The sequence below is a fragment of the Terrabacter sp. 2TAF16 genome (assembly GCF_052115065.1).
Lineage (GTDB): Bacteria > Actinomycetota > Actinomycetes > Actinomycetales > Dermatophilaceae > Terrabacter.
In genome coordinates this window covers 454,817-476,537 of sequence record NZ_JBFRFZ010000001.1, presented here as the reverse complement: position 1 = coordinate 476,537, position 21,721 = coordinate 454,817, and the positions used below count along the sequence as shown (strand labels likewise).

At 73.2% G+C, this 21,721-nt stretch carries 20 protein-coding genes and 1 rRNA gene; 18 read left to right on the top strand and 3 right to left on the bottom strand.

Going from position 1 to position 21,721, the window contains the following annotated elements; translation table 11 throughout:
• The first annotated feature begins 31 nt into the window (after positions 1-31).
• The 16 genes from rrf (at position 32) to AB4Z14_RS02145 (ending at position 16,243) form a co-directional block, all read left to right on the top strand.
• Positions 32-148 (top strand): 5S ribosomal RNA (gene rrf / locus AB4Z14_RS02220).
• A gap of 123 nt (positions 149-271) precedes the next feature.
• Complete coding sequence (locus AB4Z14_RS02215; protein ID WP_442273730.1) at positions 272-1,183, top strand: hypothetical protein; 912 nt, start codon at positions 272-274, stop codon at positions 1,181-1,183.
• 59 nt (positions 1,184-1,242) lie between these two features.
• Positions 1,243-2,037 (top strand): tetratricopeptide repeat protein, encoded by a 795-nt coding sequence (locus AB4Z14_RS02210; protein WP_442273729.1) that lies wholly within the window; start codon positions 1,243-1,245, stop codon positions 2,035-2,037.
• Positions 2,038-2,145: 108 nt separating this feature from the next.
• Positions 2,146-3,207, top strand: coding sequence for an HAD-IIA family hydrolase (locus AB4Z14_RS02205; protein WP_442273728.1), 1,062 nt, complete (start codon positions 2,146-2,148; stop codon positions 3,205-3,207).
• A 41-nt stretch (positions 3,208-3,248) separates the two neighbouring features.
• The gene (locus AB4Z14_RS02200) at positions 3,249-3,716 is read left to right on the top strand and encodes a hypothetical protein (RefSeq protein ID WP_442273727.1); all 468 of its coding nucleotides are present in this window, start codon (positions 3,249-3,251) and stop codon (positions 3,714-3,716) included.
• Positions 3,713-4,513 (top strand): TlyA family RNA methyltransferase, encoded by an 801-nt coding sequence (locus AB4Z14_RS02195; RefSeq protein WP_442273726.1) that lies wholly within the window; start codon positions 3,713-3,715, stop codon positions 4,511-4,513. The genes AB4Z14_RS02200 and AB4Z14_RS02195 overlap by 4 nt, the downstream gene beginning before the upstream one ends.
• On the top strand, positions 4,510-5,457 hold the full coding sequence (locus tag AB4Z14_RS02190) for an NAD kinase (protein WP_442273725.1): 948 nt from the start codon (positions 4,510-4,512) through the stop codon (positions 5,455-5,457). The genes AB4Z14_RS02195 and AB4Z14_RS02190 overlap by 4 nt, the downstream gene beginning before the upstream one ends.
• Positions 5,458-5,466: 9 nt before the next feature.
• Positions 5,467-7,260: a DNA repair protein RecN gene (gene recN, locus AB4Z14_RS02185; RefSeq protein WP_442273724.1), complete on the top strand. Its 1,794-nt coding sequence runs from the start codon at positions 5,467-5,469 to the stop codon at positions 7,258-7,260.
• A gap of 144 nt (positions 7,261-7,404) precedes the next feature.
• Positions 7,405-8,586, top strand: coding sequence for a putative cytokinetic ring protein SteA (gene steA, locus AB4Z14_RS02180; protein ID WP_442273723.1), 1,182 nt, complete (start codon positions 7,405-7,407; stop codon positions 8,584-8,586).
• A complete protein-coding gene (locus AB4Z14_RS02175) occupies positions 8,583-9,527 on the top strand; it encodes a copper transporter (protein WP_442273722.1) in 945 nt (314 codons plus the stop codon). The genes steA and AB4Z14_RS02175 overlap by 4 nt, the downstream gene beginning before the upstream one ends.
• Complete coding sequence (locus AB4Z14_RS02170; protein ID WP_442273721.1) at positions 9,524-10,399, top strand: hypothetical protein; 876 nt, start codon at positions 9,524-9,526, stop codon at positions 10,397-10,399. The genes AB4Z14_RS02175 and AB4Z14_RS02170 overlap by 4 nt, the downstream gene beginning before the upstream one ends.
• On the top strand, positions 10,396-12,213 hold the full coding sequence (locus tag AB4Z14_RS02165) for a lipid II flippase MurJ (protein ID WP_442273720.1): 1,818 nt from the start codon (positions 10,396-10,398) through the stop codon (positions 12,211-12,213). Before AB4Z14_RS02170 ends, AB4Z14_RS02165 begins: the two co-directional genes overlap by 4 nt.
• A gap of 8 nt (positions 12,214-12,221) precedes the next feature.
• The gene (locus AB4Z14_RS02160; protein ID WP_442273719.1) at positions 12,222-13,352 is read left to right on the top strand and encodes a glycosyltransferase family 4 protein; all 1,131 of its coding nucleotides are present in this window, start codon (positions 12,222-12,224) and stop codon (positions 13,350-13,352) included.
• An 11-nt stretch (positions 13,353-13,363) separates the two neighbouring features.
• Positions 13,364-15,136, top strand: coding sequence for a CTP synthase (locus AB4Z14_RS02155; RefSeq protein WP_442273718.1), 1,773 nt, complete (start codon positions 13,364-13,366; stop codon positions 15,134-15,136).
• Between the two features lie 7 nt (positions 15,137-15,143).
• Positions 15,144-15,821: an NUDIX domain-containing protein gene (locus tag AB4Z14_RS02150; RefSeq protein ID WP_442273717.1), complete on the top strand. Its 678-nt coding sequence runs from the start codon at positions 15,144-15,146 to the stop codon at positions 15,819-15,821.
• 128 nt (positions 15,822-15,949) lie between these two features.
• Complete coding sequence (locus AB4Z14_RS02145; RefSeq protein ID WP_442273716.1) at positions 15,950-16,243, top strand: YchJ family protein; 294 nt, start codon at positions 15,950-15,952, stop codon at positions 16,241-16,243.
• Here AB4Z14_RS02145 and AB4Z14_RS02140 read toward each other — a convergent pair.
• A complete protein-coding gene (locus AB4Z14_RS02140; protein WP_442273715.1) occupies positions 16,148-17,149 on the bottom strand; it encodes an EamA family transporter in 1,002 nt (333 codons plus the stop codon). The genes AB4Z14_RS02145 and AB4Z14_RS02140 overlap by 96 nt on opposite strands.
• A 73-nt stretch (positions 17,150-17,222) precedes the next feature.
• On the opposite strand from AB4Z14_RS02140, the gene AB4Z14_RS02135 reads away from it, so the two are divergent.
• Positions 17,223-18,146 (top strand): LysR family transcriptional regulator, encoded by a 924-nt coding sequence (locus AB4Z14_RS02135; protein ID WP_442273714.1) that lies wholly within the window; start codon positions 17,223-17,225, stop codon positions 18,144-18,146.
• A gap of 22 nt (positions 18,147-18,168) precedes the next feature.
• Here the strand turns inward: AB4Z14_RS02135 and AB4Z14_RS02130 are convergent, their stop codons facing one another.
• Positions 18,169-18,909: a TetR/AcrR family transcriptional regulator gene (locus tag AB4Z14_RS02130; RefSeq protein WP_442273713.1), complete on the bottom strand. Its 741-nt coding sequence runs from the start codon at positions 18,907-18,909 to the stop codon at positions 18,169-18,171.
• Between the two features lie 111 nt (positions 18,910-19,020).
• Here AB4Z14_RS02130 and AB4Z14_RS02125 point away from each other — a divergent pair, with 111 nt between their 5' ends.
• On the top strand, positions 19,021-20,517 hold the full coding sequence (locus AB4Z14_RS02125; protein ID WP_442273712.1) for an MFS transporter: 1,497 nt from the start codon (positions 19,021-19,023) through the stop codon (positions 20,515-20,517).
• Between the two features lie 50 nt (positions 20,518-20,567).
• Here AB4Z14_RS02125 and AB4Z14_RS02120 read toward each other — a convergent pair whose 3' ends face one another.
• Positions 20,568-21,656, bottom strand: a complete 1,089-nt coding sequence (locus tag AB4Z14_RS02120; RefSeq protein ID WP_442273711.1) for an acyltransferase family protein — start codon at positions 21,654-21,656, stop codon at positions 20,568-20,570.
• Positions 21,657-21,721 lie beyond the last annotated feature (65 nt).

Sequence of the window (21,721 nt, the reverse complement as noted above, 5' to 3'; positions counted from 1 at the left end):
ACCACCCACTGAATTGATATCTCCATAGAGTTTCGGCTGTCATAGCGAAGGGGAAACGCCCGGCTCCATTCCGAACCCGGAAGCTAAGCCCTTCAGCGCCGATGGTACTGCACTGGTGACGGTGTGGGAGAGTAGGACGCAGCCGGACACACTTTGTCAGAGCGCCCCAGACGGAACTTCATTGATCCGACTGGGGCGCTCTGTCTTTTTGTGCTCGACGACACCAGAGGTGGCGCCGACCGCGGTCGGCGCGGAAGGATGATGAACATGAGTGACCAGGACGGCAACGACAGCCGAGGCGACCGACGCCACCGCGACGGCGGCCAGCGAGGTCCCGCACGAGGCAGTGGCGCCGGCCGGAGCTCAGGGGCTCCCGGGTCGGGCGCACCCCGATCGTCGGGTCCGCGTCGAGATGACCGTGGTGGCTACCGCTCGGATGATCGTCGCTCCAGCGGCGGCAGTGACCGTGGTGGCTACCGCTCCGACGATCGCCGTTCCGGCGGCGGCAGCGATCGCGGCGGTTACCGCCCCTCGAGCGGAGGCGGCAGTGACCGTGGTGGCTACCGTTCCGATGACCGTCGTTCCGGCGGCGGCAGCGATCGCGGCGGTTACCGCCCCTCGAGCGGCGGCAGCAGTGACCGTGGTGGCTACCGTTCCGATGACCGTCGTTCCGGCGGCGGCAGCGATCGCGGGGGTTACCGTCCCTCGAGCGGAGGCGGCAGTGACCGTGGGGGTTACCGCTCGGACGACCGTCGTTCGAGCACCGGCAGTGACCGTGGTGGCTACCGCTCCGATGACCGTCGTTCCGGCGGCGGCAGCAGTGACCGTGGTGGCTACCGCTCGGACGACCGTCGCTCCAGCGGCGGCAGCAGCGACCGTGGCGGTTACCGCCCCTCGAGCGGCGGCGGCAGTGACCGCGGTGGCTCCCGCTCCGACGACCGTCGCTCCGGCGGCAGCAGCGACCGTGGCGGTTACCGCCCCTCGAGCGGCGGCGGCAGTGACCGCGGTGGCTCCCGCTCCGACGACCGTCGCTCCGGCGGCAGCAGTGACCGCGGCGGTTACCGCTCGGACGACCGTCGCTCCGGCGGCGGTAGTGACCGTGGTCCCCGACGTTTCGACGACCGCCCTCGAGGGGGATCGGGTCGTCCCCAGGACGACGACCGTCGCGGTGGCGCTCGGCTGACCCCGAAGTCCCCGAGGAAGCCCGAGCCCGCCATCCGCGAGGGTGTCACGGGCCACGAGGTGGACCGGGGCGTCAAGAACCAGCTGCGCACGCTCTCCAAGGAGAACGCAGAGGGCGTCGCCCAGCACCTCGTCATGGTGGCCGAGCTGCTGGACGTCGAACCCGAGGCAGCCCTGGCCCACGCCGAGACCGCCGTGCGCCGCGCCGGACGCGTCCCGGCGGCCCGTGAGTCCCTCGGCCTCGTTGCCTACCGCCTCGGCGACTGGGCGCGGGCTCTGGGGGAGTTCCGCACGGTCCGCCGGCTCTCGGGTTCGAGTCACCTGCTGCCGCTCATGGTGGACTGCGAGCGTGCCCTTGGACGCCACGACAAGGCGCTCGAGCTCGCCCAGTCCGACGAGGCTGCCAACCTGGCGATCGACGACCGTGTCGAGCTGGCGATCGTGGTGTCCGGGATCCGCCGTGACCTCGGTCAGCTCGATGCCGCCGTCGCCGGTCTCAGCGACCTGGTCAAGCGGATCAACCCGAACCGCCCGTCGGCAGCGCGGCTCTTCTATGCCTACGCGGACGCGAAGCTGGCCGCCGGCGACCTCGAGGTCGCACGTGACTGGTTCGCCCGGGCGGCGGATGCCGACCACGAGCTGACCACCGATGCGGCGGAGCGGCTCGAGGAGCTCGACGGTGTCGACGTCACCGATCTGCTCGGCGACGAGGACGAGGACAGCCCCGAGTTCTACGACGTCGACGCGGACGACGACGCCGACGACCTGGACGACGACGACGCTGCCGACGACGCCGACGACGCGGACGCGGACGACGAGGACGCGGACGACGAGGACGACGTCGACGAGCGCTGAGTACCCCACCCGGAACGGGCCCGACCTGCACGGTCGGGCCCGTTCTGCGTTCCGGACCGACGGGTCTCGCTGACGGCTCCCGACGTAGGGTCTGGCCCAGGAGGACGCATGGACACGGAAACATGGACGCAACCCCTGATCGCTGGCTACGACGGGGTGGTGTGCGACCTCGACGGTGTCGTCTACCGCGGAGCGGATGCCGTCCCGGGTGCGCCGAAAGCGCTGCAGGACATCGTGGCTCGGGGGATCCGAGTCGTCTACGCGACGAACAACGCATCCCGTGTCCCGACCGAGGTGGCCACCCAGATCGCCGGCCTCGGTGCCCCCGCGACGGCATCCGACGTCGTGTCGAGCGCTCAGGCAGGGGCCGCCCGGCTCGCCACCGACCTCCCACCCGGAGCGGCCGTCCTCGCGCTGGGTGGGGAGGGCGTGGTCGAGGCGCTCCGAGACGCAGGCCTCGTCCCCGTGGCCGGCGCCCGTGACCACGCCCGCTCCGGACCCGACGAGGTCGCGGCCGTCCTCCAGGGCTTCGGCAAGGAGCTGCGCGTGCGCGACTTCGAGACGGCGGCCCGTCTCCTCTCCTCCGGCCTGCCGTGGGTCGCGACGAACGACGACGCGACGCTGCCGCTGCCGTGGGGGCAGTCCCCGGGGAACGGCGCCTACATCGAGCTGCTCGTCGCCGCGCTCGGGCGACGCCCAGACGTCGTCGGGAAGCCGCACCCCCCGCTCTACGAGCTCGCCCTCGAGCGCCTCGGCACCGTCGCTGCCAGGACGCTCGCGGTCGGCGACCGGATCGGCACCGACATCGTCGGCGCCGAGGCCACCGGCCTCGACTCGGCGTGGGTCCTCACGGGAGTGGACCGACCCTCCGACGTCGTGGCGAGCGAGTCGTCGCCCACCTACGTCATCGCCTCCCTCGCCGAGCTCCTGATGCCGTATGCCGCCCCGGTGGCCGACGTCGGCGGCTGGCGCTGCGGCGCCGCCCGGGTAGCCCTCGACGGCGAGGACCTCGTCATCGAGCGGGGGAGCGCGGACCCCATCGAGGTGGTGCGAGCGGGCCTGGCGGCCCTGCTGACGTCGCGCGACGAGGGAGCGTCTTCCGCGCACCTCGGTCGAGCGGCGGCGACGCTCGACCGCCTCCTCGACGACTCACCGACCTCGACCCGGTAGCGTGACCGCAGCGAACCAACCACTCGGCACGGAGGCAGCACATGTTCGGCGACAGCGACCCTCGACGCGACGATCTCGGGTCCGGCGAACCGCTCGAGGTCGCCGAGGAGCTCGACCCGATGGACTCGGACGCCGACGCGAGCGACGACGCCGTCGACGAGTGGGACGACTCAGACGACCAGTCCGACGACGTCAGCGATGCGGACGTGTCGGGAGACGACCTCGAGGACCTCACCGATGAGGACGGCGCGGACGATGAAGGCGTGTACGACAGCGTGGACGACGAGCGCCGGACCGACGACGACACCGCGACGGCCGAGGTGCCCTACGCCCCGCTGGACGCGACGCCAGACGTGCCCACCCCGCCCCTGACGGGTGACCAGGCGGTCGACGAGGCGATGATGCGTCTGGCCGAGTCGCAGGCCGGGTCGTTCGCCGAGCGCATCGAGTCGGGCGAGCACGCCCACCGGAGCCTGCAGAGCCGCCTCGGCGGTCTGGGTGGCGCGTGACGCGACGTCTCGACGTCGAGCTCGTCGCCCGCGGCCTGGCCCGATCGCGCACCCAGGCCCGTGAGCTCGTCACCGCCGGCGTGGTGCTCGTCGACGGTCGCCCGGCCGGCAAGCCCGCCCTGCCCGTCGACGGCTCGTCGGCCATCGAGCTGACGCGTGAGCCCGACCGCTGGGTGGGGCGCGCGGCCGTCAAGCTGCTCCACGCCCTCGACACGTGGTCGGTCCCTGTCGACGGCAGACGGTGCCTCGACGTCGGGGCGAGCACGGGTGGGTTCACCCAGGTGCTCCTCGAGCGCGGTGCCACCCACGTGACGGCCCTCGACGTCGGGCACGACCAGCTCGTCGCGTCGATCGGCTCCGACCCGCGGGTCCGGGACCTGCCGGGCACCAACATCCGTGACGTCGACGCCGAGGCGCTCGGCGGCCGCTTCGACCTCGTCGTGTCCGACCTCAGCTTCATCTCGCTCGCCATCGCCCTGCCCGCCATGCGACCTCTCGTCACCGACGACGGCGACGTCGTCGTCCTCGTCAAGCCGCAGTTCGAGGTGGGGCGCGAGCGGCTCAGCCGCACAGGAGTCGTCACCTCGCCGCACGAGCGCCGCCGCGTGCTGCGTGACGTGGCCCAGGTCGCGACCGACCTCCACCTGCACCTGCACGGTGCGACGGCCAGCCCCATCGCGGGGGGCGACGGCAACCGGGAGTTCCTCTTCTGGCTCGCCCCGAGACCCGTCCCGGGCGCCTCGGTGACGGCGGTGGATGACATGCTGGAGGCCGTCGACCTGGAAGGAGTCCCGTGACGCGCCGCATCCTGCTCGTGGCCCACCCGAGGCGCCCCGAGGCGCTGACGGTCGCCAAGGGCGTCGTGCAACGCCTCACCCATCTCGGTATCGACGTGTCCCTCCAGGCCGACGAGGCCGAGGCCCTCGACCTCAAGGACAGCTCGCGCGTGCACATCGCGTCTGCCGAGGAGCAGGTCGCGGAGGGGTGCGACCTCGTCGTGGTGCTCGGCGGCGACGGGACCATCCTGCGCGGCGCCGAGTTCGCCCGCAGCGTCGACGTGCCGCTCCTCGGGGTCAACCTCGGCCACGTGGGCTTTCTCGCGGAGGCCGAGCGCGACGACCTCGACGCCACGGTCGAGCACATCGCGAGCAACGACTACGCCGTCGAGGAGCGCATGACGCTCCACGTCGACGCGAAGCTGCACGGCGACCTCATCGCGAGCAGCTGGGCCCTCAACGAGGTCAGCGTCGAGAAGGCCGCCCGCGAGCGGATGCTCGAGGTCACCGTCGAGGTCGACGGTCGACCGCTGTCGAGCTGGGGCTGCGACGGCGTCATCGTCTCCACGCCGACGGGGTCGACGGCATACGCCTTCTCGGCCGGCGGGCCGGTCGTCTGGCCGCAGGTCGAGGCCATGCTCCTCGTCCCGAGTGCGGCCCACGCGCTCTTCGCCCGGCCGCTGGTGCTGGGCCCCGACACCCACCTGGCCGTCGAGATCAAGGCGGCCACCGAGGGCGCAGGAGTCATGTGGTGCGACGGCCGGCGCCACGTCGACCTCCCTCCGGGAGCCCGCATCGAGGTGCGCCGTGGGCTGCGCCCGCTCCGCCTCGCCCGGCTGACGAGCGCACCGTTCACCGACCGTCTCGTCGCGAAGTTCGACCTCTCGGTCGCCGGGTGGCGCGGCAACGGCGACACCGCCTCGCCCGTGGACGACGTCGACGGCGGTGAGGGTGCCGGGCCCTAAGGTGGACCCGTGTTCAGCCAGATGAGGATCCGGGGCGTCGGTGTGATCGACGACGCCGTCCTCGACCTGAGCCCCGGGCTCAACGTGCTCACCGGTGAGACCGGCGCCGGCAAGACCATGGTCGTGTCGGGGCTCGGCCTGCTGCTGGGCGAGCGCGCCGACTCCGGCCTCGTGCGCACCGGCTCGGCCTCGGCGCTCGTCGAGGGCGTCGTGCAGCTGCCCCCCGACCACCCGGCCCTCGTCCGGGCCGACGAGGCGGGCGCCGACCACGAGGACGGCGAGCTCGTCATCGCCCGCACCATCGCCGCGGCCGGCCGGTCGCGCGCCCACGTCGGAGGTCGCACGGCACCGGTCTCCGTGCTCGCCGAGCTCGGCCAGATGCTCGTGGCGGTGCACGGGCAGGCCGACCAGTGGCGTCTCAAGCAGGGCGATGCCCACCGCGTCGTGCTCGACGACTTCGGGGGTCCCGACCTCACGGCGCTCCGCGACCGCGTCGGCGAGCTCTACGACCGCTGGCGTGCGTCGGCCCGCGAGCACGAGCGCCTCGTCTCGGAGGCGCGCGAGCGCGCCCGCGAGATCGACTCGCTGACCGCCTCGCTCGAGGAGATCGAGGCCGTCGACCCCCAGCCGGGCGAGGACGCGGCGCTGCGTGTCGAGGACGAGCGCCTCGCGCACGCCGACACGCTCCGCCTGGCCGCAGCCCAGGCGCTCGCAGATCTCAGCGGTGACGAGTATGCCGCCGAGCCGGCTCCGAACGTCCGTGACCTCATCGGGTCGGCGCGGGGTGCGCTCGGTCCGGCCACGGCGCACGACCAGGCCCTCGCCGGGCTCGACGAGCGCCTGCACGAGGTGGGCACGCTCGTGACCGACCTGTCGGCCGACCTCACGGCATACCTCCAGGACGTCGATCTCGACCCCGAGCGGCTCGGCTACGTGCAGGAGCGGCGGGCCGCCCTCGGGGTCCTCACGCGCAAGTACGGCGAGACCGTCGACGAGGTGCTCGAGTGGTCGGGCCGCGGGGCCGCTCGCCTCGACGAGCTCGTGACCGCCGACGACCGCGTCGAGCGACTCGGCGTCGAGGTGGCCGAGCTCGAGTCGTCCGTCGTCGCGGCCGCCCTCTCGCTGTCCGAGGCTCGCCGGGCCGCCGGTGACGACTTCGGCACCCGCGTCTCGGAGGAGCTCTCGCACCTGGCCATGGGCAAGGCCGTCGTCCACGTCGAGCTGCGCCGACGCACCGACCCCGAGGGTGTGGCCCTGCCCGACGGCGACCGCGTGCGGCTGGCCCGACACGGCATCGACGACGTCGAGATCCTGCTCGCGGCCAATCCCGGAGCCACGCCGCGCAGCGTCGCGCGGGCCGCCTCGGGCGGTGAGCTCTCTCGCGTCATGCTCGCGCTCGAGGTCGTCGGCTCACGCAACGCCTCGGGCGAGGCGGCGAGCGGACCACCCACGTTCGTCTTCGACGAGGTCGACGCCGGTGTCGGCGGGCGGGCGGCCCTCGACGTGGGTGCCCGGCTGGCTGCCCTCGCCGAGCACGCCCAGGTCATCGTCGTCACCCACCTCGCCCAGGTCGCAGCGTTCGCCGACCGCCACCTCGTCGTGCACAAGGCCGACGACGGCCGCATCACCTCGAGCAGCGTCAGCGTCGTCGACGGTGACGCCCGGCTGCGGGAGCTGTCGCGGATGATGGGCGGCGACCCCGACTCCGAGGCCGGGCTGGCCCACGCCGGCGACCTGCTCGAGCAGACGAGCGGTGCCCGCGTCGGCACGCGGCCGGCCGCCCGCAGCGGCTCACGCGTCTGAGTCCCGTCCGCGGCACCGTCCTGCGGTCCGCCCAGCCGTTGGACCTCGCTCCCGAAGGCCGTCCCGAGTGTCGTCCCGAGCCGTGCGTCACGGCCCGGACCGATGGGGTCGCCGACCCACCGACGTGGCACGATTGAGGCCATCATGGCCCTCTCCATCCGACGTCGCTCGCGCGCCCGGGACACCGGTCCCGGCGTGGTCGGCACCGCGCGCGTCGACCGGCGCACCAAGGCGCTGACGAAGCGGCTGCAGCCGGGCGACATCGCCGTCATCGACCACGCGGACCTCGACAAGGTGAGCGCGGACGCCCTCGTCACCGTGCGCCCCGCCGCCGTGGTCAACGCGAGCGCCTCGATCAGCGGTCGTTACCCGAACCTCGGACCCCAGATCCTCGTCGAGGCCGGCATCCCCGTGCTCGACGCCGCCGGCCCGGACGTCATGGCGCTCACGGACGGGCAGACGCTACGCCTCGACGGTGCCGACCTGTGGTCCGGGGAGACCCGTGTCGCGACGGGCACATTGCTCGACGTCGAGGCGGTCCAGGCCCAGATGCACGAGGCGCGGGCCGGGCTCGCCGTGCAGATCGAGGCTTTCGCGACGAACACGATGGAGTACATCCGCAAGGAGCGCGACCTCCTCCTCGACGGCATCGGCGTGCCCCCCATCACCACCCAGCTCGACGGCCGGCACTGCCTCATCGTCGTGCGCGGCTACCACTACCGCGAGGACCTCGAGACACTGCGGCCCTACATCCGTGAGTACCGCCCGATCCTCATCGGGGTCGACGGCGGCGCCGACGCCATCCTCGAGTCCGGCCACCAGCCTGACCTCATCGTCGGCGACATGGACTCCGTCTCGGACAAGGCCCTGCGCTGCGGCGCCGAGATCGTCGTGCACGCCTACCGCGACGGGCGTGCCCCCGGCCTCGCCCGGGTCGAGGCTCTCGGGATCACCCCGGTCGTCTTCCCCGCCGCGGGCACGAGCGAGGACGTCGCGATGCTCCTCGCCGACGACTCCGGTGCCGAGCTCATCGTCGCCGTCGGGACCCACGTCACCCTCGTCGAGTTCCTCGACAAGGGTCGCGACGGGCAGGCGTCGACGTTCCTCACGCGCCTGCGCGTCGGCAGCAAGCTCGTCGACGCCAAGGGCGTGAGCCAGCTCTACCGCGCCCGCATCCCGGGCCGGCTGCTCGTGACGATGCTGCTCGCCGGCGTGCTCGCCTTCTTCGCAGCCCTCGCGTCGACACCGGCCGGGCAGGCGTGGCTGCAGGTCCTCGCCGCCCGCTGGGACGACCTCTGGACCGCCATCGTTGGGATCTTCACGTGATCGACTTCCGCTACCACCTCGTCTCGATCATCTCGGTGTTCCTCGCCCTCGCGGTGGGCATCGTGCTCGGGGCCGGCCCCCTGCAGGCCAACCTCGGCAACCAGCTGAGCGACCAGGTCTCCGCGCTGCGCACCGAGAAGCAGGCCCTCAACGACAAGCTGACGACGAGCGAGAAGCTCGCCGACGCGTCCGACGAGTACGCGACCGCCGTGCAGCAACGGGTCGTCAAGAGCCGACTGTCCGGTCACCGCGCGGTCGTCGTCGTGCTGCCCTCCGCCGACGGCACGATGACCACGAACCTCGAGGGTGTCGTGACCCAGAGCGGCGCCGGCCTCACGGGCACGGTGACCCTGAGCCCCGACTGGTTCGACCCCAGCCAGGCCTCCGACCGAGCACAGGCGGCCAAGGAAGCCGCGTCGGCCCTCGGGGTCGGGTCGACCGCGACGGGCGACGAGCTGCTCGTGCAGGTGCTCACCGACCTCCTCGTCTCGACGAGCGACGCCGGCACCTCGGCCCAGCGCACCGCCGCGCTCAAGGTGCTCGTCGACGCCAACCTCGTCGACAGCTCGGTGGCCGACCTCGCGCCGGCCGACATCGCGGTCGTCGTGTCCGCGGACTACGCCGGCACCGAGTCCGTCGTCGAGTCCCGCTCCGACGCCATCCGCGCGCTGGTCACCTCCTTCGCCGGCTCGACCCGGTCGACCGTCGTCGCCAGCGGCGAGACAGTTGCAGCGGCGGGCCAGCCCGTGACCTCCAACGCCGTCCAGGCCGTGCGTGAGAAGTCCGAGACGGCCGGGATCGTCTCCACCGTCGACCACGCCCGGGCCGGTGACGGACCTGCCACGGTGGTCCTCGCCGTCGAGGACGCCCTCGACGAGCGGGTCGGACACTACGGCGTCGCGGCCGGCGCCACCGCCACCGTCCCGCGGGTGCTTCCGTGAGGTCGAGCCGCCGCGCGGACTCGATCTCCGCCGCGTCACTGGCTGCCCTGCTCGGTTCGGCCGCGGCCTCCTGGGCGGTGCTGCGTCTCGGCCGAACGGCGCCCCCCGCCCTCCGCCAGGCCTGGGAGCGCACCAACCATGCCGGCGACCCGGTCACCCTGCTCGAGGGGCCGGCCTGGGTCGGCGGCGCCGTGGCAGGCGCTGTTGCCGGTGCCGCTGCAGCGGCAGTCGCCTCGCGCCCGACCGAGGGACCGAGCCGCGGGTCGATGAGCTCCGGCTTCGTCGCCCTCGCCGCAGGTGCCCTCGGGGCGCTCGACGACCTCGCCGGAGGCACGTCCGACAAGGGTCTCAAGGGCCACCTCGGTGCGCTGGCACGCGGCGAGGTCACGACGGGCGCGGTCAAGATCGTGGGTCTCGGCGTCACCGGGCTGGTCGGTGCGGCGCTCTCCGACGCGAGCCGTCCCTCCCGTCCCGGACTGCTGGCCACCCTCGTCGGCGGGGCCGTCGTCGCCGGTGCCGCCAACGCCGTCAACCTCTTCGACCTGCGCCCTGGACGGGCGCTCAAGGTCACGGTGGCCGCAGGTCTCCCGCTGGTGGGAGGGGTGCCCGCGGCCGCCGCCGTCGGGTCCTCGCTCGGTGTCGTCCGGGACGACCTCCGCGCCACCGCCATGCTCGGCGACACGGGTGCCAACGCCGCCGGGGCGCTCGTCGGTCTCGCGCTCGTCGAGCGCACCGGGCTCGTGGGCCGGGTCGTCGCCGTGGCCGGCCTCGCGGCTTTGACGCTCGCCTCGGAGCGCGTCAGCTTCACCCGGGTCATCGAGGCCCACCCCGCCCTGCGCCGGCTCGACGAGTGGGGCCGGGCCCCCCGATGACCGACCGGAGCGCAGGGGGCGGGCCCGTCTCACGGCGCGGGCTGTTCGCCGCCGCAGGCACCATCGCGGTGATCACGCTCGTCGCCCGGGTCGTCGGCTTCGGACGATGGTTCGTCTTCTCCCACTCCGTCGGTGCGACCTGCGTCGGGAGCGTCTACCAGTCGGTCAACGCGGTGCCCAACGTGCTCTTCGAGATCGCGGCCGGGGGAGTGCTCGCGGCGGTCGCCGTGCCTCTCGTGGCAGGCGCCCTGGCCCGCGGCCACCGGATCGAGGCCGACCACACGGCCTCCGCCCTGCTGACGTGGGTGGTCGTCGTGCTCGTGCCGCTGGGCCTGGTCGTGGCCCTTGCCGCGGAGCCGATCGCGCGGGGCCTGGTCGGAGCCGGCGACACCTGTCCCGGCGCAGTGGGCCTCGGCGCCGACCTGCTGCGGGTCTTCGCGATCCAGATCCCGCTCTACGGCGTCGGCATCGTGCTCGGCGGTGTGCTCCAGTCTCACCACCGGTTCGTCGCGGCCGCGATCGCCCCGCTCATGTCGAGCCTCGTCGTCATCGCGACCTACGTGGCCTACGCCGCCGTCGCCAGCGACCCGGCCGCCCCGATCGCGCAGGTCCCGGCGGGCGCGACCACGATCCTGGCCGTGGGCACGACCCTCGGGGTCGTCGCGCTGTCGCTGCCGCTCCTCGTTCCGGTGCGTCGCGCCGGGGTCCACCTCACGGTGACGACACACTTCCCGCACGGCGTCGCCGCCCGCGTCCGGCGGCTCGCGGTCGCCGGGCTCCTCGCCGTCGCCGGACAGCAGCTGGCGACGCTCGTCTTCATCCGCCTCGCCAACGACCGCGGCGGCCCCGGGACGCTCAACGTGTACACCTACGTCCAGGCCGTCTCCCTGCTCCCGTATGCCGTCCTCGCCGTCCCGCTCGCCACTGCGGCCTTCCCGACGCTGGCGGGCAGCGCGCAAGCCGGCGGGCCCGAGCCGGACGCAGGAGCAGCAGCGCCGGCCTCCGCGCCGACCTCCGCGCCGACCTCCGCGCCGACCTCCGCGCCGGGGTCCGCGGCCGTGGACGTGCTGCGGCGGACGTGGCTCGCCACCCTCCTGGCCGGTCTGCTGGCCGGGGGTCTGCTCGTGGCCGTCGCCCGACCGGTCGGCGCGTTCTTCGCCCTGCTCGACGCCGGGCGAGCGGACGGCAACGGGGCCGTGGCCCTGTCCGCCATCCCCGACGCCCTCGTGCTCGTGGCCCCGGGCATCGTCGGCCTCTGCGCGATCGGGCTGCTGACCCGGGCCTCCTACGTGCGAGGCCGTGCCCGGGTCGCGGGCGCCGTGGTCGCCGTCGCGTGGCTCGCGACGACCGTCGTCCCGCTCGTGGCCCTCGGAGGCGCGGCCGGACCCGCGACGACCGTGCGCGCTCTCACCCTCGGCACCAGCGTCGGGCTCGTGGCCGGGGCCGTCGCGCTCGCGGTCCTCGTCGCGCGGAGCTGGGGCCGCGCGGCCCTGACCGTACCGGCGCGCCCCGTCGCAGCCGGATTGCTCGGCGCCGCGTCAGCCGCGATCCTCGGCTGGTGGCTCGGCGGCCTCTGGACCGCGGACGGACTCCTCGCCGCCGCCGCGCAGGGCGTCGCCGTGGCGCTCGCGGCCACCGTGACCCTCGTCGTCGTCGTGCTCCTCGTCGACCGCTCGGTCGTGGCCCGGCTGCGGCGGCCGTCACCGACCGCCGCGACCTCGCCGACGTCCATGACCGCCCCTTCGTCCGCGCCGATGTCCGCCCCTGCCGGCGAGCAGGACCCGCACCCGGCCGCGCCTCCGGAGACGCGATGAGGGTGCTCATGGTGCTCGGACACGCGGCCGGTGGCGTGGGTGCGCACGTCGACGCCCTCCTCACGGGACTTCGTGGGCAGGGGCACGACGTCCAGGTCGTGACGGCGGAGTCGACGGCGCGGGCCTTCGACTGGGCCGACGCCCACCGGCTCTGGCCGGTCCACGGCGGGGTACGCGCACCTCGGGGTCTCGTGGACTGGCACCGCATCATGCGCCTGGCGGGCACGGTCGACGTCGTCCACGCGCACGGCCACCAGGCCGCCGTCGTCGCTGCCGTGGCCGTCGCCCGCGCGCGGCCACGCCCGCGGCTCGTGGTCTCTCTCCACAACGACCTCCCGCCGGTCCCGGGCTCCGCCGTCGCCCGCGCCGCGGCGTCCGCCGCCCGGCGGCTGGTCGCGTGGTCCCTGCACCGAGCCGACCTCGTGACGGGCGCGAGCGCCGACCTCGTCGAGCTCGCGGACGCCCTCGGTGCCCGGCGCACCGAGCTCGCCCTCGTGCCCTCCGCCGCGGTCGCCGACCTGCTGGAGCGTCCTGCGCTCGAACCGACCGAACGCGCCGCCCTGTTGGCCGGAGCCGGCCTGCCGACCGACCGCCCCGTCGTGCTCACGGTCTCGCGCATCGCGCCCCAGAAGGACCTCCCGACCCTCCTCGCGGCCGCGCGGCGCTCCGACGCCGCCGCCACGTGGGTCGTCGTCGGCGACGGCGACGAGCGGCTCCGTGCCCGTCTCGAGGAGGAGGCGGACGGCATACGGCAGGGGGAGGACGCGAGGGCAAAGGTCCGGTTCGTGGGGGCGCGCACCGATGTGTCGGAGTGGCTGCGGGCGGCGGACGTCTTCGTCCTCACGAGCCGCTGGGAGGCCCGGGCGCTCGTCGTGCAGGAGGCGATGGCGGCTGGGCTCCCGGTCGTCGTGACCCGTACGGGCGGTCTGCCCGACCTCGTCGGGGACGCGGGTTCTCTTCTCCCCGTGGGGGACCCGGCCGCCTTAGCAGCCGAGGTGGACCGCCTGCTCACCGACGCCGACGCCAGGCTCCGAGAGGGTGACGCGGGACGAGCCCGGGCCGCCGGATGGCCCACTCCCGACGACGAGACGCGCCGGTGGGTGGAACGCTACGTCACGGAGACCCGCGGAGTGACGTAGACTCAAAGCCCGTGGTGGATACGACGAAGCACATCTTTGTGACCGGGGGCGTCGCCTCCTCTCTCGGCAAGGGGCTCACCGCCTCGAGCCTCGGACGACTTCTCAGATCGCGGGGCCTGCGGGTCACGATGCAGAAGCTCGACCCCTACATCAACGTCGATCCCGGGACGATGAACCCGTTCCAGCACGGCGAGGTCTTCGTGACCGACGACGGAGCCGAGACCGACCTCGACATCGGTCACTACGAGCGCTTCCTCGACGTCAACCTCGTCGGCAGCGCGAACGTGACGACCGGGCAGGTCTACAACAACGTCATCGCCAAGGAACGGCGCGGTGAGTACCTCGGCGACACCGTCCAGGTCATCCCGCACATCACCAACGAGATCGTCGCCCGGATGCGCGCCCTCGCCACCGGAGGTCCGGACGCCCCGGACGTCATCATCACCGAGATCGGCGGCACGGTCGGCGACATCGAGTCGCTGCCCTTCCTCGAGGCCGCGCGCCAGGTGCGCCACCTCATCGGCCGCGACAACAGCTTCTTCCTGCACGTCTCGCTCGTGCCCTACCTCGCGCCGAGCGGCGAGCTGAAGACGAAGCCGACCCAGCACTCGGTCGCCGCCCTGCGCCAGGTCGGCATCCAGCCCGACGGGCTCGTGCTCCGCGCCGACCGCGAGATCCCCGACCCGATCAAGCGCAAGATCTCGCTCATGTGCGACGTCGACGTCACCGCGGTCGCCGCGGCGGTCGACGCCCCGAGCATCTACGACATCCCCAAGGTGCTCCACCGTGAGGGCCTCGACGCCTACGTCATCCGCCGGCTCGGGCTCAACTTCCGCGACGTCGACTGGACCGAGTGGGACGAGCTGCTCGAGCGGGTCCACGACCCGGAGCACGACATCGAGATCGCCCTCGTCGGCAAGTACATCGACCTGCCGGACGCGTACCTCTCGGTCACCGAGGCGCTGCGCGCCGGTGGCTTCCACCACGACGCCAAGGTCAACATCCGCTGGGTGGCCAGCGACGAGTGCCAGACCCCGGCAGGCGCCCAGAAGGCGCTCGGCGGTGTCGACGCCGTCCTCGTCCCCGGTGGGTTCGGGGTGCGCGGCATCGAGGGCAAGCTCGGCGCGCTGACCTGGGCCCGCGAGAAGCAGGTGCCGACCCTCGGCATCTGCCTCGGCCTGCAGTGCATGGTCATCGAGTACGCCCGCAGCGTCCTCGGCAACCAGGACGCGAGCTCGACGGAGTTCGACCCCGAGACCGAGCACCCCGTCATCGCCACGATGGAGGAGCAGAAGGCCTTCGTGGAGGGCGCCGGCGACCTCGGCGGCACGATGCGCCTCGGCCTCTACCCGGCCGCCCTCAAGGAGGGCAGCGTCATCCGTGGGGCCTACGGCGAGGCCGAGGTCAAGGAGCGCCACCGCCACCGCTACGAGGTCAACAACTCCTACCGGGCCGACCTCGAGCAGGCGGGTCTCGTCTTCTCCGGCACCTCGCCCGACGGCAACCTCGTGGAGTTCGTCGAGCTGCCGCGCGAGGTCCACCCGTACTACGTGTCGACCCAGGCGCACCCGGAGTTCCTGTCGCGCCCCAACCGCGCACACCCGCTCTTCGCGGGTCTCGTCGGGGCCGCCCTGGAGCGCCAGCGCAGCGAGCGCCTCGTCGAGGTCGAGCGCCACCGCGCCGCGGTCGACGCCGGCCAGACCGAGCGGGACGCCGAGGCACGGACCGGGCACGACGAGCTCGCCTCGGTGTCCGCGTCCGGCGCCGCCCCGGACGCCGACTGAGCCGCGGGTGAGCCTGGACGCGCCGCGGGGCACCGCTGCCGACCTCGTCGAGGAGTGGACCGCCGAGCCGGTGGTCGAGACGACGACCCCGTTCGAGGGGATCATCTTCGACGTCGTGCGCGAGCGCGTCGACCTCGGCGCCGGGGGTGTCGTGACACGTGACTTCGTCACGCACCCCGGCGCTGTCGCCGTGCTCGCCCTGCGCGAGCTCGAGGGTGCCTCGCACGTGCTGCTCATCCGGCAGTACCGCCACGCGAGCGGTGGCCACGTGTGGGAGCTGCCCGCCGGCCTGCTCGACGTCGACGGCGAGCCGCCGTGGGAGGCCGCCGCGCGTGAGCTCGCCGAGGAGGTCGACCTGACGGCCGACGAGTGGCACGTCCTCGCCGACGACGTCACGTCTCCCGGGGCCTTCCCGGAGACGGTGCGGATCTTCCTCGCGCGCGACCTCCACGAGGTCGCCGCCGCCGACGCCCACCAACGCACTGCGGAGGAGCTCGGGATCCGGCCCCTCTGGGTGTCCCTCGACGACGCCGTCGACGCAGCGCTCGACGGACGCATCAGCAACTCGGCGACGCTCGTCGGCCTGCTCTCCGCGGGACTGTCGCGCGGACGTGGGTGGTCCACGCTGCGGCCGCACGACGCGCCGTGGCCCGCCCGCGAGGCCCAGCGCGCCCAGCGGTCGTGAGCGGGGCGTTCGGTACAGGCCTCTCGGGGTCGTGCCCCTGTGGGGGAGGCCCGGAAGACCTGGCGTATGCCGCGTGCTGCGGCCCGCTCCACGCGGGCGACCGCCCGGCCGGGACCGCAGGCGAGCTGATGCGCTCGCGCTACGCGGCGTTCGCCGTGGGGGACGAGGCGTACCTCCTGCGCACCTGGCACCCACGGACGCGCCCCGAGCGGGTGGGACTCGATCCGGACACGCGGTGGACGGGCCTGACGGTGCTGCGCACGGAGCGCGGCGGGCTCGGTGACGACGACGGCGTCGTCGAGTTCGTGGCGCGCTGGACGGAGCCGTCAGCGGGCGCCACGCGTCGGGGCGAGCTGCACGAGATGAGCCGCTTCGCCCGCCGGGGCGGCCGCTGGCTCTACGTCGACGGCGAGCACGGGTGACGCGTCGGCAGGGACGGCCGGAGCGGGCGCCGTCACACCGCCACGTGGGCGGATCACCGCTACGCCGACACCGGCCAGCAGTGCGAGCCCCCCGACCAGCTCGAAGGCGTTGGGTCGCTCGTGGAACGCGACCGCGGCCGCGACCATCCCGAAGACCGGGACGAGCATCGCGAACGGCGTCACCTTCGCCACCGGGTGGCGGCTGAGCAGGGTGTTCCAGATCCCGTAGCCGACGAGCGACGAGAGGTAGGCCGTGTAGGCGGTCGAGGCCACGGCCTGCCACTGGAGGTGGCGCAGGGCCGCCCCGATGGCCGTCGGCCCCTCGAAGACGAACGAGAGGGCGAGGGCCGGCAGCGGCACGACGAGCCCCGACCAGACCGTGACCCCGAGCCCGGCGCCCGGACCCGTGAGGGCCCCCGCCCGGCGGGTCAGCACGTTGCCGACCGCCCACGACACGGCGGCCAGGACGAGCACGACGAGTGGGAGCAGCGGCGCCGACAGCCCGCGTCCGACCGCGATCGTCAGCAGCCCCGCTCCGCCCAGGGCGACGCCGAGGCGCTGTGCCGTGGACGGGCGCTCGCGCAGCCAGGCCGCCGCGATGACGACGGTGAGCAGCACCTGCGCCTGGAGCACGAGCGAGGCGAGCCCGGGTGGCATGCCGAGGTGCAGCGCGAGGTACATGAGGGCGAACTGGGCGAGGCTCGTGAAGAGCCCGATGAGGGCGAGGTCGCGCCAGGGGAGCCCCGGGCGCCGGACGAGGAAGACCGCGGGGACGCAGACGACGACGAAGCGCACCGCGAGGAAGAGGAACGGCGGCACCGAGTCGATGCCGGTGCGAATGGCGACGAAGTTCGTGCCCCAGATCAGGGCGACGAGGACGGCGAGGGCGGTGTCACGGCGGCGCATGTGCTCATCGTGGGCGCCGTACACCGTTCACGTCCATCAAACTGTTGTGGCCATGACTGTGTAGCATCGCTGCATGATCGATCCCGTCGCGCTGCGTTCGCTCGTCGCCGTCGAGGCGCACGGCTCCGTCGGCGCCGCCGCGGCCGCGCTCGACTACACCCCGAGCGCGGTGTCCCAGCAGATCAAGCGCCTCGAGACCCAGACGGGGGTGCAGCTGCTCGAGCGGCAGGGGCGCGGTGTCCTGCTCACGGAGGCCGGTCGCACGCTCTCCGAGGCTGCGCGGTCCCTGCTCGCGGACATGGAGCGACTCGAGTCCCGGCTCCACGGGGACAGCGGAGAGACGGTCGGGACGGTGCGACTCGCGACGTTCGCCACGGCGTACCGGGGGGTCGTCGTGGGCGCCATCGGCCGCCTGCGATCGACCGCGCCGGACGTCGTCCTGCGGCCCGACGAGATCGACCCCTGGGACGCCGTCGACGCGGTCGCGGCCGGCACCCACGACCTCGCCCTCGTGCACAACTGGGAGCCGCTGCCGCTCGCCATCCCCGACCACCTCGAGGTGCGCGACCTCGGCCGGGACCGCGCCGACGTCCTCGTCCACGAGAGCCACCCGCTCGCCGCCCGGCGCAGCATCGGCGTGCGGGACGTGCTCGACGAGCACTGGGCCAGCGTCGCGCCCGGCTCCATCTGCCACCAGTGGCTCCAGAAGATGTATGCCGACGTCGGTCGGTCCCCTCGGATCGCGCACGTGGCGCTCGAGTTCGCCACGCACGTAACCCTCGTCGCGGCGGGGGAGGCCATCGCCCTCGTGCCACGCCTCGGCCGGGGACCGCTGCCCGCGGGAGTCGTCGCGGTCCCCATCGTCGACCCGATCTCCGAGCGCACCGTGAGCCTCGTCTGGCGGAGCACCATGACGGCAAGCCCCGCGCTCGCCGTGGCCGTGGACTGCCTTGCGGCAGAAGCCTCCCGGGACCTCCGGCCCCTTTCGGGAGACTGATCGGGCGTGCCTGCGCGACGCGTCAGCCGGCGGCCTGGAGGCGCAGCCCCGCCAGGATGAGGTCGAGACCGGCCCGGAACTGCTCGGCGTCGTCGTGGCCGGCGAACTCGTCGACGACGTGGTGGATGAAGGGAAAGTCGTCCGCGTCGAGGGCGCGCCACTGGGCGGCGTAACGGGCGAGGTACGCGTCACGGTCGACCTCACCGGAGAGCACCGCCTCGGGTGGCTGCTGACCCATGTCGGCCGCCGTGCCGACGACGAAGCCGACGACCGCCGAGACCGCGTGGAAGCTCTCGCGCGGAGTGAGCTCCAGCCGCAGCACCTGCTGCCCCAGTCGCTCGTAGAGGCGCAGGCCGTTGGGCTGGACGCCCGTGTCGCGCATGAAGTAGGCACCGAGCCAGGGCCGCTCGACGATCGCGTCGAAGAGGGCCAAGGCGATGGTTCGGAGGTCGTCGACGGGGTCGCCCGCCCCGACGTCCTCGACGGTGGCGAGCACGTCGGCCAGGACGTGGTCCGCCGCTCGGTCGAGCAGCTCGTCCTTGCTCGAGACGTACCAGTAGATGCTCGCGGCCCCACCGCCGAGACGGGCCGCGAGGGCACGGAACGTCAGGCCCTGCTCGCCACTCGTGTCGAGGAGGGCGACCGCCTCCGTGAGGACGGCCTCGAGCGAGTGCGAGGCCCGTCGGCGGCCCCGTGCGGGGCGCTCACGCACTGCCCGAGCCTCGCGGGAGGGCCGAGCGGCGTGCTGTCGCTGGGGGCTCATGTGCCCATCCCATCACACGATCCCCGGGCGGACTTGCGTTCATCGAACAACGTTCTATAACATCGAACCACGTTCGATAGTCGAACGGTGTTCGATGAGAGGAGACGGCACATGACGACCACGACGCCGACCCGCACCTATCCGTCGCTCCGCGCGGCGTGGATCCCGATGCTCGCGCTCTGTCTCGCCTTCTTCGTCGAGATGGTCGACAACACCCTCCTGACGATCGCGCTGCCGACGATCGGCCGCGACCTCGGGAGCGGCACCACCGCTCTCCAGTGGGTCACCGGGGCCTACTCGCTGACGTTCGGGGGACTGCTGCTCACCGCCGGCTCGGCGGCGGATCGGCTCGGCCGCCGCCGGGTGCTCCTCTGGGGGCTCGCCGGCTTCGGGATCATCAGCCTCGCCGTGGCCGCCGTGACGACGACGGGCGAGCTCATCGCCCTGCGCGCCGCCCTCGGGGTGGCGGCGGCAGCGATGGCGCCGATCACCAACTCGCTCGTCTTCCGTCTCTTCGACGACCAGGCCCTGCGGATGCGGGCCATGACCGTCATGATCGTCGTCGGGATGTCGGGCTTCGTCCTCGGTCCGCTGCTCGGGGGCACGGCCCTCGCCCACGTCGGCTGGGAGTGGCTCCTGCTCGTCAACGCCCCCATCGCCCTCGTGGCCTGGGTCGGCGTCCGGTTGGGGGTGCCGGCAGACCGGCCCGAGGACCTCACCACCGACCGGCTGGACCTGCCCGGTGCCCTGTTGAGCATCGCGGCCATCGGGCTCGGCTGCTACGCCCTGACCAGTGGCGTCGAGCACGGATGGACGTCGGCGACCACGCTCTCGACCGTCGTCGGCTCCGCGCTCGCGCTCGTCGGGTTCGTCCGCCACGAACGGCGAGCCGCGTCCCCGATGCTCGACCTGACGCTCTTCTCGTCGGGGACCGTGCGCGGGGCCACGCTGGCGCAGGCCGGCACCTCGGTCGCCATGGCCGGCGTCATGTTCGGCCTCATCCTGCACTTCCAGTACGCGTGGGGGTGGAGCCCCGTGCGTGCGGGGCTCGCCAACCTCCCGCTCATCATGACGATGGTCCTCGCGACCCCGCTCTCGGAGTGGCTCGCCCGCCGCTTCGGCCACCGGGTCGCGTGCCTCGTCGGAGCGGGCCTGCTCGTCGTCGCGCTCGTCGGGATGGCCTGGGGTGTCGACCGCGGCTACCCGGCCGTCGCCGTCGCGACGGTCGTCATGACCCTCGGCCTCCGCACGGTCATGACGATCTGCGCGGTGGCCCTCGTCGAGGCGATGCCCGCCAACCGCACGTCGATCGGCACGGCGCTCAACGACACGGCCCAGGAGGTCGGCACGAGCGTCGGCACCGCCGTCGTGGGCACCCTCGTCGCCGTGCTCGTGACGACCACGCTGCCCGCCGGCACGTGGAGTCCTGAGCTCGCGTCGTCCTTCTTCCACGGTGAGCGGGTGACGTATGCCGTGCTGGCCGTCATCGTCGGGGTCGTGACCACGTGGGGTGCCCTCACCCTCACCGACTCACGCAGCGTCGAGGAGCACGACGTGCCGGACGCCCCGGCTGACGCGGTGGGTGCGGGAGCGCGACAGACCGCGTAGACCGAGGAGGCCGCGCCGCGGACGTGGCGGCCACGACCGGCCGGACCGCCCTACGTCGTGGGCGTGGCGCGCGGAGCGGCCTGCGGGTCGCGGGCGTCGACGAACTCCTGCTGGCGGCGTGACGGCTGGTCGAGGCGGAGGCGTCCGCGCAGGCGACCCACGGGCCGCTCGACGAGCACCCACGACAGCCACGAGACGAGCACGGCGGCCGCGATGAGCAGCAGGTTGCGGGGTGTCGTGTGCTCACCGAGGAGCTGGCTGTTGATGAACGTCTGGTGCCAGAGGTAGAGCGCGTAGCTGATGGTGCCGAAGAAGACCATGACGCGGGAGCCCACGATGCGCGAGTGACCCGACACGGCGGCATACACGAGCCACACCCCGACGACGGCGTAGACGGCGCCGAGAGGTCGGAAGAGCGGGTGGTCCACCTCGAGCCCGTGCCCGGGGAAGGCCGAGACGGCGACCATGACGACGAAGGGGACGAGCGGGCTCGTGGCCGGCAGCTCCCAGCCACGGGACCGTACGGCGGCCAGTGAGAAGGCGAGCGCCACGCCGAGCAGCAGGGCGAACGCGTTCGTCTCGGTCGAGATGTCGAGGCGGATCGCGCTCCCTACCGTCCAGACGGAGTAGAAGGTCGCGAGCGCCGCGAGGCTGAGGACGACCGCGAGCGCTCGGCTGCGAAGCCACGTCATGAGGACGATGAAGATCGCCGGCCAGACGACGTAGAACTGCTCCTCGACCGAGAGCGACCAGAGGTGGTTGAGCACCCCGAGGTCCGTGCCGGCGATGCGCACCCAGTTGCCGACGTAGAAGATCGATGCGAGCGCCGCCGTCGGGTAGGTCGAGAGCCGGTCGTCGCCGGTCGCCCAGAGCAGCAGGGGAGCGAGCAGGAGCAGGAGCACGAGGGCGGGCAGGAGGCGTAGGGCGCGCCGTCCCCAGAAGCGCCACAGGCTGACCGACCCCCAGCGGTCCCACTCCCGGATGAGCAGGCTCGTGATGAGGTAGCCCGACAGGACGAAGAAGAGCGTCACCCCGGACAGCCCACCCCAGCGCGCCGGCAGCCCGGAGTGGGCGGCGACGACGAGGAGGATCGCGAGACCTCGGACGCCGTCGAGGTCGCGGTTGCGGGAGTGCTGCACGGCGAAGAGCCTAGGCGCAGGCGGTCTAGGATTGGTCCTCGGTGCCCACGGCCGACCAGCGGCCG

Coding starts and splice junctions, on each gene's coding strand:
- AB4Z14_RS02205 (WP_442273728.1), top strand. CDS start 2,146: ATGGACACGGAAACATGGACGCAACCCCTGATCGCTGGCTACGACGGG.
- AB4Z14_RS02200 (WP_442273727.1), top strand. CDS start 3,249: ATGTTCGGCGACAGCGACCCTCGACGCGACGATCTCGGGTCCGGCGAA.
- steA (WP_442273723.1), top strand. CDS start 7,405: ATGGCCCTCTCCATCCGACGTCGCTCGCGCGCCCGGGACACCGGTCCC.
- AB4Z14_RS02165 (WP_442273720.1), top strand. CDS start 10,396: ATGACCGACCGGAGCGCAGGGGGCGGGCCCGTCTCACGGCGCGGGCTG.
- AB4Z14_RS02160 (WP_442273719.1), top strand. CDS start 12,222: ATGGTGCTCGGACACGCGGCCGGTGGCGTGGGTGCGCACGTCGACGCC.
- AB4Z14_RS02145 (WP_442273716.1), top strand. CDS start 15,950: ATGCGCTCGCGCTACGCGGCGTTCGCCGTGGGGGACGAGGCGTACCTC.
- AB4Z14_RS02140 (WP_442273715.1), bottom strand. CDS start 17,149: ATGCGCCGCCGTGACACCGCCCTCGCCGTCCTCGTCGCCCTGATCTGG.
- AB4Z14_RS02135 (WP_442273714.1), top strand. CDS start 17,223: ATGATCGATCCCGTCGCGCTGCGTTCGCTCGTCGCCGTCGAGGCGCAC.
- AB4Z14_RS02130 (WP_442273713.1), bottom strand. CDS start 18,909: ATGAGCCCCCAGCGACAGCACGCCGCTCGGCCCTCCCGCGAGGCTCGG.
- AB4Z14_RS02125 (WP_442273712.1), top strand. CDS start 19,021: ATGACGACCACGACGCCGACCCGCACCTATCCGTCGCTCCGCGCGGCG.